Consider the following 12,110-nt stretch of genomic DNA (forward strand, 5'->3'; position numbering starts at 1 on the left):
AAATACTCCAAATATTGTAAGGTAGTTTAGTGGACTTATATGGATCATCATTCAAAAGCGTTCGAATTATTTCTATCAATTACTTAAACTAATTTTTTACGAATTTTTCCACTAATTAAATCGATCAAACTAACAAATACAACGACTACAATCAAGATCATCCCAACATCTTCCCAGTTTCGTTGATAAGTAGCTAAAATAAGCGGAGCACCAATTCCACCAGCTCCGACAATACCTAACACTGTCGAGGCGCGTACATCAATCTCAAAACGGTAGATAGAGTACGAAGAAAATTCAGGAATTACTTGCGGAAGTACGCCGTACCACATTGCTTGGATACGGTTTCCACCACTGGCTTTAATCGCATCGACATTGCTCGTATCAATCGACTCAATCACTTCGGCGTACAACTTACCGAGCATCCCAATCGAATTGATACTAATCGCAAGCACCCCAGCATAGGGGCCAATACCAACTGCTGCAACAAAAATGATCGCAAAAATCAGTTCAGGAATCGCTCGAATCGCATTTAACAAGGATTTTCCTATGTAGGAGAATCGCTTTGTCACATTCCGTGCAGCAAGAAAAGCGACTGGCACAGCCAAGATCGTTGCGACCGTCACTCCAGCATAGGCAATCGCGATCGTTTCGATCATAAAACCGATGTAGACGGGAAATTGCACGATATACTCCATGTCTGTTAAAGGGACGATGAAAATACGTCTTAACGTTTGGAGCGGTGATGCGGCTGATCCTGAGACCGAAAAGGACGTTGTAAATAGACCGATAATATACAAGGCACTGAGCGTAAGCATGATCGTGTAGAAATAAAATTTGTATGTCTTTGTTTTTGCTTTACGTAATGAGACTTTTGGTTTATCCGCCATTATTCTAATCGCCCCCTTAAGCGATTACTAATTAAATCAATGATTGTAATCGTCAGAAATAATACGATAATGATTGTCGAGACATTATCATAGTTGAATAAACTTAATTGTTGGTTGAGAATCAATCCAATCCCACCAGCACCAACAAATCCAAGCACAACTGATGCTTTCACATTGATCTCTAAGACATATAGTGCATACGAAGCATATTGTGGCAGAATTTGCGGCATTACCGCAAAGCTAATCACCTGAAAAATATTACCTCCAGATGCTTTAATCGCCTCCACCGGACCTGGATCAATCGCTTCGACCGTTTCACTGATCAGTTTAGCTAAAATACCTACCGAAAAAACGGATAACGCTAGAATACCAGAAACCGCACCAATTCCAACGAGAGCCACAAACAATACAGCAAGGATAATTTCCGGAATCGTCCGTAACAAATTCAGGAAGTTACGAATAAATTGATAGAAATAGACATTGCGATTGAGGTTACTCGCCGCGAGAAAGCTCATCGGTAAGGCGATGATAGCCGCAAAAGTCGTACTAAATAACGCCATATTCCATGTTTCTAATAAACTCATCGCGACGCGAGGAAAGTAACTCCAATTTGGTGGCCATAAGTCTTCAATGACAAAGTTATAAATAATCGGAAATCCTTCAATTACTCGATTAGGATAAGCTGTTGTTTGAAAAACAGATAAAACATATAAGATGATCACAATAAGTAAAGATGCTCCTAAGGTGTATTTCATCTTTTTAGGCGTAACGAGGAGACGTTTAGGCTTAGGTGCAGTCGTATGATTGTTATCCTGCTTGGCCATTAGTCATCATCTCCTCCGAGAAGATCATCTTCTTTGATCGGACGACCATAGATTTGTTCAAAAGTCTCTTCTGTCACGTCTTCAATTGGCCCGTCAAACACCACTTCGCCATCACGTAAACCAATAATCCGATCGGCATACTCTTGCGCCATATCGATAAAATGTAAGTTGACAATGGTCGTTAACTTATCTTCTCGACTGACTCGTTTCAAGTCTTTCATGACTTTATGTGAGGTAGGAGGATCGAGACTCGCGACGGGCTCATCCGCTAAAATAACTTTTGGCTGTTGTGTGAGAACACGGGCAATACTCACACGTTGTTGTTGACCACCACTCAATTCATCTGCACGAACGTAAGCTTTCTCTTCGATCCCAACACGTTGTAAGTTGTTCATCGCCATTTGCAAATCCTCTTGAGGAAACAACCCGAGGATACTTCGAATTGTACCGGTATAACCGAGGCGTCCGGCCAGGACATTCCGTAACACAGACATTCGTTTCACAAGGTTATAACTTTGGAAAACCATTCCTACTTTTGTGCGTAATTCTCGTAGTTTCTTTTCCTTAAAAGAGAGAATATTTTGTTCATCTAATAAGAGTTCACCTTCGGTTGGAGTAACCATCCGATTAATGCTTCGAATTAAGCTTGATTTACCGGCGCCGGACATTCCAACAATGACGACAAATTCGCCCTCATTAATTTTAAGATTAATATTCTTTAAGGCGTGATGCCCATTAGGGTACACTAACGATACATTTTTAAATTCTAACAATCTTCTTCACCATCCCAACTGTTAACTTTTATATGTAAAAAGAAACGAAGTATTTGTTATACTACAATATAAGGTTAATATATTCTGTAAAAAAACAACCTTGTACTTTAATTAACATCAAAAAAGAAAAGAAGTGCCTACACGCCACTGAAAAACGGGTTCCCCGTAGCGAAGACAACTTCCTTTTATTACAATCTAATCATGATTATAGTAATAAGATAATAATTAGTTAGCTAGATCGTCTTCAAATTCAGCAAAAACCTCACGGACGATATCATAGTCAGAAGATTGAGCTTCTGCAATGCCATCCCACGTATAAATTTCATTCATAATTTCAAGCATTTCTTCATTATCATTCAAGCTCATAAATACATCAATAATTCCTTGTTTTACACTTTCAGGAAGTTCACTTCTAACTGAAATCGTATCATTAGGAATGGGGTCTGTGTGTCCAATAACTCTTAAATCATCGTAAATATCAGGAAACTCTTCAGCAAGTGTGTCCCGGGCATCATCAAATGTTGTTGCAAAATCAGCCTGCCCATCAATCAATTGCATAATGGCATTGTCATGGCCACCAACGCTTAAACCTTCGAAATGATTATCTAAGTTTTCAATACCCATATCCATCAATTGCTTTGCAGGGAAGAGGTAGCCGGATGTTGATAATACATCTGGATATGCCCAAACTAATCCTTCTTCTGCTACTAGATCTTCAATGCTTTCAATGTGTGAGTCAGCAGGCACGGTATATTGAGCGACATAAAAGTCATCCCCATGACGAATCGATTTTAAGAGAACTTCCACACCAGCACGATCTTCTGCTTGTACAAAGCCAAATGGATTTAAGAAACCTACATCAACTTGTTGTGTTCTCATCGCTTCAATTAAACCACTGTAGTCAACCATAACTTCTGCTTGAACTTCAATGCCTAACTCAGCTGAAAGGAACTCTTCAAGTGGTTCAGCTGTCGTGGCAATTTCACCAGCATCTTGTGATGGGATAAAGCCCATCACAAGTTTGTCAATTTCTTCTTCATTTGCCGCTTCTTCGTTATTGTCGTTCATTTCTTCGTTATTGTTTTCATTGTTGTTATTATTTTCGGTAACATCATTATTACCGCTGCTAACGTTGTTCTCATTCTCATTGTTATTCCCATTACCATTGGTCCCACAAGCAACTAAAGCCATCATTGCAATTACTAGAACTAGTGAAAAAACTAACTTTTTAATCAAAATAAAACCCTCCTGTTTTTTATCTACCTTCATTTGAAAAGTCATAAATTTTTGTCCAGATTATGTCCTTTCAAGTTAGATTATTGATTATTTAGGAGGGACAGTCAATAACATTTACCAAAAGTTAACACTAACTAAACATTATTAACATTTTCATAGATTGGAAGTTTCTTCTTTTGAATTAATAGGGGAGTGGTGTATAGGAATGCAAAACCCAAAAAATCATACCTTCCAATGAGGAGGGTATGATTTTTAGGGAAGATAGGAGGTAAGATAAGCACCTATTTTTCTATTTCGTTCATCCAATCACTGATACTGTCAACCTGTTGGAGATTTACGTGCTCGGTTTTGTGAGGATGTTCAGATATATAAACTGCTTTCATTCCTAGAAGTAATGCAGGAGCAACCTCATTTAAAAAATTGTCTCCCACGGAAACAAGTTGAGAAAATGGTAGTCCGTACATTTTTTGTAATTCTCCAAAGAATTCCTTCGTGCGGGAAGGTTTTTTTGCAGAAGAAATTATTTGATCAAATACATTTGTTAAATTTAATTCTTTTATTAAGCGAAGTACATCTTCTTTATCACTGTTTGTCATAAGAACGATATGTTCAGTCTTTTTTAACGACAATAAAAATTCCCTGAGGTGTGGGATAGCTTCGAGGTTAAATTGATCACTTACCATATATTCCTTTGTCTTTAAATAAAACGGATAACAATTTAAGTCACCGTGATGTTTTGCACAGGCGAATGGAAGCCACCAACCGTCTCCAATTGCTACAAAATTATTAAAATCAAACGCAACAGGATCAGATCCATAAAGGCTTTCAACATTGTCTACTTTTCGTCCGTTCCATTCATGAGCTTCAACAGCTTTTAATGTGATTGGATCTATGGTCACGGCTAAGTCCCTTTTTACATCGTAAGCTTTTCCAATTGTTACGACATGGTTTCCATCTTTCATCTTTTCGTAGTCTTCCCAGAATACATGGCGTTCTGACTGTGGTAATTCTTTCATAAGGAGCTCTGCATAATAATCAAAGTGATCCTTCCCTTCATAAAGCGTTCCATCTAAATCAAATATGTATAATTTTTTCATTAATCATATCATTCCTTTCTTGAAAAATAATGAATCCTTAGAAGCCAGAGTAGGATAAGCGACTTCCAAGGTCGTTTTTTAAAGAATGTTTAATTTTATTTAGTACGGATATATTTTGATTGAATAGTTTGATGTAGCCCTTTAAAAGCTGTGAAAAGAGAGGAGTGGTTGAATACATCAATCTCTTCACCTTTTGCCGTTGTTACAGTCATCCCTTGTTCAAGAAGTAACACATACGCCGCGCCAAAATCCCAAGGGCCAAGACCGATAAACAGGGCACCATCCAACCGATTTGTTGCGACATAAGCAAGTTCTAATGCAGCAGAACCAAGACAACGAAAGCCTCGAATGTCTGTTGCCATTTGTTGTAATGGTTGTTCTTGAAGATAATCATTTTGTGCTAACCACAAGTGATTCATGCTAAATAAAGCTTGTTCATAAGTAGGGGATTGCTCGCAAGGGTCCATGCGTCTATCATTTAAATAAACACCATTACCAGAAAGTACGTGAAACATTTCATCTGCTAACGGGTCATATATAACGCCGATAATAGGCTTTCCGCAATCATAAATTCCAACAGATACACAAAAATTACGTTTATTATGGACGAAGTTTGTAGTTCCGTCGATTGGATCGACTAGCCAAACCACTTCTTTGCGAGGATTATAGTTACCTTGTTCGGATACTACTCCTTCTTCACCTAAGAGATAGTGAGTAGGAAATGTTTGTTTAATTTTATTTGCAAAAAAAGATTCAATTTCCTTATCTTTTTCAGTAACTAGGTCAGCGGCTGATGTTTTATATTCTACTGCGATATCTTGTGTTACTGCTTGTTTCAATACAGCACCAGCTTCATAAACCCATTCCTTTGTTAAACGGTAAATTACTTGATAATCCATTAAGAATACCCCTTCCTATTGCATAAAAATAGAGATGAGGAGTCCCAAAAGGGTCCTCATCTTACTAATTAAACTAATTTTTTACGAATTTTTCCACTAATTAAATCGATCAAACTAACAAATACAACGACTACAATCAAGATCATCCCAACATCTTCCCAGTTTCGTTGATAAGTCGCTAAAATAAGCGGAGCACCAATTCCACCAGCTCCGACAATACCTAACACTGTCGAGGCGCGTACATCAATCTCAAAACGGTAGATAGAGTACGAAGAAAATTCAGGAATTACTTGCGGAAGTACGCCGTACCACATTGCTTGGATACGGTTTCCACCACTGGCTTTGATTGCATCGACATTACTCGTATCAATTGACTCAATCACTTCTGCATACAATTTACCGAGCATGCCAATCGAATTGATACTAATCGCAAGCACCCCAGCATAGGGGCCAATACCAACTGCTGCAACAAAAATGATCGCAAAAATCAGTTCAGGAATCGCTCGAATCGCATTTAACAAGGATTTTCCTATGTAGGAGAATCGCTTTGTCACATTCCGTGCAGCAAGAAAAGCGACTGGCACAGCCAAGATCGTTGCGACCGTCACTCCAGCATAGGCAATCGCGATCGTTTCGATCATAAAACCGATGTAGACGGGAAATTGCACGATATACTCCATGTCTGTTAAAGGGACGATGAAAATACGTCTTAACGTGTGGAGCGGTGATGCGGCTGATCCTGATACCGAAAAGGACGTTGTAAATAGACCGATAATATACAAGGCACTGAGCGTAAGCATGATCGTGTAGAAATAAAATTTGTATGTCTTTGTTTTTGCTTTACGTAATGAGATTTTTGGTTTATCCGCCATTATTCTAATCGCCCCCTTAAGCGATTACTAATTAAATCAATGATTGTAATCGTCAGAAATAATACGATAATGATTGTCGAGACATTATCATAGTTAAATAAACTTAATTGTTGGTTGAGAATCAACCCAATCCCACCAGCACCAACAAATCCAAGCACAACCGATGCTTTCACATTGATCTCTAACACATACAAGGCATACGAAGCATATTGCGGCAGAATTTGCGGCATTACCGCAAAGCTAATCACCTGAAAAATATTACCTCCAGATGCTTTAATCGCCTCCACCGGACCTGGATCAATCGCTTCGACCGTTTCACTGATCAGTTTAGCTAAAATACCTACCGAAAAAACGGATAACGCTAGAATACCAGAAACCGCACCAATTCCAACGAGAGCCACAAACAATACAGCAAGGATAATCTCCGGAATCGTCCGTAACAAATTCAGGAAGTTACGAATAAATTGATAGAAATAGGCGTTTCTATTGAGGTTACTCGCCGCGAGAAAACTCATTGGTAAGGCGATGATAGCCGCAAAAGTCGTACTAAATAACGCCATATTCCATGTTTCTAATAAACTCATCGCGACGCGAGGGAAGTAACTCCAATTTGGTGGCCATAAGTCTTCAATGACAAATTTATAAATAATTGGAAATCCTTCAATTACTCGATTAGGATAAGCTGTTGTTTGAAAAACAGATAAAACATATAAGATGATCACAATAAGTAAAGATGCTCCTAAGGTGTATTTCATCTTTTTAGGCGTAACGGGGAGACGTTTAGGCTTAGATGCAGTCGTATGATTGTTATCCTGCTTGGCCATTAGTCATCATCTCCTCCGAGAAGATCATCTTCTTTGATCGGACGACCATAGATTTGTTCAAAAGTCTCTTCTGTCACGTCTTCAATTGGCCCGTCAAACACCACTTCGCCATCACGTAAACCAATAATCCGATCGGCATACTCTTGCGCCATATCGATGAAATGTAAGTTGACAATGGTCGTTAACTTATCTTCTCGACTGACTCGTTTCAAGTCTTTCATGACTTTATGTGAGGTAGGAGGATCGAGACTCGCGACAGGCTCATCCGCTAAAATAACTTTTGGCTGTTGTGTGAGAACACGGGCAATACTCACACGTTGTTGTTGACCACCACTCAATTCATCTGCACGAACGTAAGCTTTCTCTTCGATCCCAACACGTTGTAAGTTGTTCATCGCCATTTGCAAATCCTCTTGAGGAAACAACCCGAGGATACTTCGAATTGTACCGGTATAACCGAGGCGTCCGGCCAGGACATTCCGTAACACAGACATTCGTTTCACAAGGTTATAACTTTGGAAAACCATTCCTACTTTTGTGCGTAATTCTCGTAGTTTCTTTTCCTTAAAAGAGAGAATATTTTGTTCATCTAATAAGAGTTCCCCTTCGGTTGGAGTAACCATCCGATTAATGCTTCGAATTAAGCTTGATTTACCGGCGCCGGACATTCCAACAATGACGACAAATTCGCCCTCATTAATTTTAAGATTAATATTCTTTAAGGCGTGATGCCCATTAGGGTACACTAACGATACATTTTTAAATTCTAACAATCTTCTTCACCATCCCAACTGTTAACTTTTATATGTAAAAAGAAAAGAAGTATCTGTGAGCCACAGCAAGACGAACTTACGGTGGCGACAGATAACTTCTATATTATAACAATTCATCATTTAAATTGCTTTATAAAATAAAAATTAGTTTGCTAGGTCGTCTTCAAATTCAGCAAATACTTCTCGGACAATATCATAGTCAGAAGATTCTGCTTCAGCAATGCCGTCCCACGTATAAATTTCATTCATGATTTTAAGCATTTCTTCATTGTCATTCAAGCTCATAAAAGCATCTGTAATTTCCTGTTTTAAGGAGTCTGGTAATTCACTTCTAACAGAAATCGTATCATTAGGAATAGCATCTGTATATCCAATAACACGTAGTTCATCGTAAACGTCAGGGAATTCATCTGCTAGTGCGTCCCGCGCGTCATCAAACGTCGTGGCAAAATCAGCCTGCCCATCAATCAATTGCATAATGGCATTGTCATGACCACCAACACTTAAACCTTCGAAATGATTATCTAAATTTTCAACACCCATATCCATTAATTGCTTCGCAGGGAAGAGGTATCCGGATGTTGATAATACATCTGGGTATGCCCAAACTAATCCTTCTTCTTCTGCTAAATCTTCAATGCTTTCAATGTGAGAATCAGCCGGAACGGTATATTGTGCGACATAAAAATCATCACCATGGCGGATCGACTTTAAAATAACTTCGACATCTGCACGATCCTCTGCTTGTACAAATCCGAATGGATTTAAAAATCCAATATCAACTTGTTGTGTTCTCATTGCTTCAATTAAACCACTGAAGTCGACCATTACTTCTGCTTGAACTTCAATGCCTAGCTCATCTGAAAGGAACTCTTCAAGCGGTTCAGCTGTGGTGGCAATTTCACCAGCATCTTGTGATGGGATGAAACCCATGACGAGAGTGTCAATTTCTTCTTCATCACCAGATGCTTCTTCATTGTCATTATTACCGTTGTTTTCTTCGTTAACGTTATTAGCATTGTTGCCACTGTTAACATTACCATTGTTCTCTTCGTTAGCGTCAGTTCCACAAGCAACTAGTGCTGTCATAGCTGAACCTAATACAAATGTAAATAATAAACGTTTCAAAATAATACCCCCTATATTTTTATGTAGATTTTAGAACATAAAAGTGATTTTGATCACTATTACGCTAAACAAATTATTAAACATAGGATACTTATTGTCAATAAGATTGTATGATTATATAACAATAATTCGGAGTGATAGTGAATAAAAAGGCACGATTAATTGTTAATTATTTCTTATGATGTCTCGATTTGAAAGGAATAATGTCATATTAAATTGAATTATTTTTATAGTAGTAATTTTTAAAGGGATTATTAATCTGGTTTTGTTTTCACTGCATATATTAATATATATAGTAGAAATTATATAATGTAATGAAAGTACTGATTTAAATTTGGAAGGCAGATATTAAAATAAGAGAGAAGACTTTCACCATAAAATAAATACATCTGAGAAGCAGTACGTTTAATAGCTAAGTTTATTGGGGGAATGTAGACTTAAGCTTCAAACGACTTTAAAAAAATTATTAGGTTACAGATTTATAAATGTAGCTATATTCAAAGAGAGTTGATGAAGATGGAAATAGTAGAGAAAGCATTAATTGTAGAAGGAAAAAATGATCGTAAACTAGTTAAAAAGATACTAGATGAGCCAGTAGATGTGATTTGCACGCATGGAACTTTGAGTGAGGAGAAACTTGAAACAATAATTTTTCCAATTGAAGAAATGGATGTATATGTCCTAGTTGATGCTGATGAAGCAGGGGAAAAGTTAAGGAAGCAGTTAAAAAGAGAATTGCCAAATGCGACTCATTTATACACAGACAAGAATTATGGGCAAGTAGAGACGACTCCAATAAATTGTTTGACTGAATTATTAAGCGATTATTTTATTGTAAAAAACACATGTACTTAGTTACTAGTGATACTTGCCGCAATTCTTGTATATATTGTAAATATTTGACGTCATTAAAACTGAAAATTATTTCGAAATATCAATGTTGTTTCCGAGAATAAAGTTAGAAATATCGGTGAACTTCAGCATTATAGAAAACTGTCAGACAAAATTAAGAAGCTCTGGTATCTTAGAAAACCTTCCTTAGGTAATTTTACGAATTTATGATAACCCCCTTAATTATAAAAAATTTTTTTTTGAAGTATTTCAATCGCTTGGTTTATTTCCTCTTTTTCTTCCTGGGTTACATTCTCCATACGTTTGTTAAAACGAGTTTCAATTATCTTGAAAGACTCATTCATCATTTGTTCTCCTTTTGAAGTTAAGTGAATGAATTGTTTACGTCGATCATTCGAATTAGGGGCTTTTTCACACAATTCAGCATCATATAATTTTTTTAATTCTCGACTTGCATTTGGCATAGAAATGTTCAAGCAGTTACTAATTCCACTAAGTGTCACGTGTGAACTTATTGTAATAAATTCAAGTATCTTATATTGCACAGGCGTGATTGTGTCTGACTTTACCTCTTTTGTCATATCATTCGTTACTTGGTGAACAGCGGAAGTGAATGCCACAAAATTCTCAAACAATGTCTTATTTTTCATTAGATCACCTCTTAACTTTAAATTAACAAATTAAATATCAAAATACAATTATCAATTGACAACTAATTGTCCGTTATGATATTTTAATTTTATTAGTAAATTTATACAGTTGGATCTATGATCTAGTTTACTATAATTTATAAATTTCCTTAGGTTATACTTCTAAAACTAAAATGGTGAGGTGTTTCGATGAAAATGTTAGTTATTTACACGCACCCGAATGATCAGAGTTTAAGCCACGCATTCTTGCAAGAAGTGATCCGCGGAAGTAAAGAGAATTCAAATATTGATGAAATTGATGTGTTGGACTTATATAAAGAAGATTTTAATCCTGTTTTAATTTTTAACCAAAGCAAGCAGAGAAGAGAGATGCATGCAGATCCTGAACTTGCTAAATACAGAGATCAGATTCTGTGGGCAGATAAAATTGTTTTCGTATATCCAATTTGGTGGGGGAGACCTCCTGCAATGCTTATGGGATATATAGATAAGATGTTTGCTTCGCAATTTGCTTATAGAGATAAAGGCGGGCTTTTACCAGAGGGTTTACTGAAAGGCAAATCAGTTGTTTGTGTTTCAACAATGAAGGGGCCAAATTACTATTTATTATGGTGGCTATATAATGCCCATCAAATTTTAATGCGCAAAGCACTTTTTAATTTTGTTGGTATTAAGAAAGTGAAATTTTTTGAATTTGGAAATATGGAAAAACCATCGGGACGGCAACGCCAAAAGTTACAAAAAATAAATCGATATTTTACGACGTTAAATAGTTAAATTTCAAAATAAGTAAAAGTAAAAATACTATCGTTTCAAGTAATGAATATCGGAAGTCCTAAAAGAGTAATAAGAATACTAAGAATTATTGCTTATTTCTACAGGGAAATTTATTGGTGAAGAATTTGACTATGCTCGTCTTGATATGCTGTTTTTAACAATGCCGATTTCATGGAAAGGGACATTACAACATTATGTAGGGCGCCTTCATCGTGACCACGATGGTAAACGAGAAGTCCGTGTCTATGATTATGTCGATGAAAAAAATGAAACTCTGAAGAATATGTACCAGAATCGACTTAAGGGCTATCATTCATTAGGATACAGTACAGAAGCAATAAGTGGAGTAATGACCGAACAATTGAGGTTGTTTGAATAATCTCCATTGCTTGACCGAATAAAATCTAAGATTAGAAGATCGTTACCAAAATGTCCCGGTGTATAAATTATTTTAAGTATGAGCAGATTATTGGTTTTGTTCACTTACTTTTTGTAAACTAGTTTAAGTAAGTGAGTTC

Annotated in this window: 14 protein-coding genes; 3 read left to right on the plus strand and 11 right to left on the minus strand. The window is 36.9% G+C overall.

Annotation, left to right across the window (positions count from 1 at the left end; genetic code table 11):
* Window positions 1–83 precede the first annotated feature (83 nt).
* From phnE (ACM26V_RS05270) to ACM26V_RS05315, 10 genes are all read right to left on the minus strand, one after another.
* Window positions 84–887, minus strand: a complete 804-nt coding sequence (gene phnE, locus ACM26V_RS05270) for a phosphonate ABC transporter, permease protein PhnE (protein WP_416150390.1) — start codon at window positions 885–887, stop codon at window positions 84–86.
* Window positions 887–1,711, minus strand: a complete 825-nt coding sequence (gene phnE / locus ACM26V_RS05275; protein WP_416150391.1) for a phosphonate ABC transporter, permease protein PhnE — start codon at window positions 1,709–1,711, stop codon at window positions 887–889. Before phnE (ACM26V_RS05275) ends, phnE (ACM26V_RS05270) begins: the two co-directional genes overlap by 1 nt.
* The gene (phnC, locus tag ACM26V_RS05280; protein ID WP_416150392.1) at window positions 1,711–2,484 is read right to left on the minus strand and encodes a phosphonate ABC transporter ATP-binding protein; all 774 of its coding nucleotides are present in this window, start codon (window positions 2,482–2,484) and stop codon (window positions 1,711–1,713) included. Before phnC (ACM26V_RS05280) ends, phnE (ACM26V_RS05275) begins: the two co-directional genes overlap by 1 nt.
* A 225-nt stretch (window positions 2,485–2,709) precedes the next feature.
* A complete protein-coding gene (locus tag ACM26V_RS05285; RefSeq protein ID WP_416150393.1) occupies window positions 2,710–3,720 on the minus strand; it encodes a phosphate/phosphite/phosphonate ABC transporter substrate-binding protein in 1,011 nt (336 codons plus the stop codon).
* Between the two features lie 281 nt (window positions 3,721–4,001).
* Complete coding sequence (locus ACM26V_RS05290) at window positions 4,002–4,817, minus strand: HAD family hydrolase (RefSeq protein ID WP_416150394.1); 816 nt, start codon at window positions 4,815–4,817, stop codon at window positions 4,002–4,004.
* A 95-nt stretch (window positions 4,818–4,912) separates the two neighbouring features.
* Window positions 4,913–5,716: an inositol monophosphatase family protein gene (locus tag ACM26V_RS05295; protein WP_416150395.1), complete on the minus strand. Its 804-nt coding sequence runs from the start codon at window positions 5,714–5,716 to the stop codon at window positions 4,913–4,915.
* Between the two features lie 68 nt (window positions 5,717–5,784).
* Complete coding sequence (phnE, locus tag ACM26V_RS05300) at window positions 5,785–6,588, minus strand: phosphonate ABC transporter, permease protein PhnE (RefSeq protein WP_416150396.1); 804 nt, start codon at window positions 6,586–6,588, stop codon at window positions 5,785–5,787.
* Window positions 6,588–7,412: a phosphonate ABC transporter, permease protein PhnE gene (phnE, locus tag ACM26V_RS05305; protein ID WP_416150397.1), complete on the minus strand. Its 825-nt coding sequence runs from the start codon at window positions 7,410–7,412 to the stop codon at window positions 6,588–6,590. Before phnE (ACM26V_RS05305) ends, phnE (ACM26V_RS05300) begins: the two co-directional genes overlap by 1 nt.
* Window positions 7,412–8,185: a phosphonate ABC transporter ATP-binding protein gene (gene phnC, locus ACM26V_RS05310; RefSeq protein ID WP_416150392.1), complete on the minus strand. Its 774-nt coding sequence runs from the start codon at window positions 8,183–8,185 to the stop codon at window positions 7,412–7,414. Before phnC (ACM26V_RS05310) ends, phnE (ACM26V_RS05305) begins: the two co-directional genes overlap by 1 nt.
* A gap of 144 nt (window positions 8,186–8,329) precedes the next feature.
* Window positions 8,330–9,313, minus strand: a complete 984-nt coding sequence (locus tag ACM26V_RS05315) for a phosphate/phosphite/phosphonate ABC transporter substrate-binding protein (RefSeq protein ID WP_416150398.1) — start codon at window positions 9,311–9,313, stop codon at window positions 8,330–8,332.
* 510 nt (window positions 9,314–9,823) lie between these two features.
* On the opposite strand from ACM26V_RS05315, the gene ACM26V_RS05320 reads away from it, so the two are divergent.
* Complete coding sequence (locus ACM26V_RS05320; protein ID WP_416150399.1) at window positions 9,824–10,168, plus strand: toprim domain-containing protein; 345 nt, start codon at window positions 9,824–9,826, stop codon at window positions 10,166–10,168.
* A gap of 215 nt (window positions 10,169–10,383) precedes the next feature.
* On the opposite strand, the gene ACM26V_RS05325 is transcribed toward ACM26V_RS05320, so the two are convergent.
* A complete protein-coding gene (locus tag ACM26V_RS05325) occupies window positions 10,384–10,815 on the minus strand; it encodes a MarR family winged helix-turn-helix transcriptional regulator (RefSeq protein ID WP_416150400.1) in 432 nt (143 codons plus the stop codon).
* Between the two features lie 189 nt (window positions 10,816–11,004).
* Between ACM26V_RS05325 and ACM26V_RS05330 the strand changes: the two genes are divergently transcribed.
* Together ACM26V_RS05330 and ACM26V_RS05335 are read left to right on the plus strand one after the other, a co-directional pair.
* A complete protein-coding gene (locus tag ACM26V_RS05330; RefSeq protein ID WP_416150401.1) occupies window positions 11,005–11,592 on the plus strand; it encodes an NAD(P)H-dependent oxidoreductase in 588 nt (195 codons plus the stop codon).
* An 88-nt stretch (window positions 11,593–11,680) separates the two neighbouring features.
* The gene (locus ACM26V_RS05335; RefSeq protein WP_416150402.1) at window positions 11,681–11,971 is read left to right on the plus strand and encodes a hypothetical protein; all 291 of its coding nucleotides are present in this window, start codon (window positions 11,681–11,683) and stop codon (window positions 11,969–11,971) included.
* The last annotated feature ends 139 nt before the right edge of the window (window positions 11,972–12,110 follow it).

The organism is Salipaludibacillus sp. HK11 (genome assembly GCF_047795645.1).
In the GTDB taxonomy this organism is placed as follows: domain Bacteria; phylum Bacillota; class Bacilli; order Bacillales; family Salisediminibacteriaceae; genus Salipaludibacillus.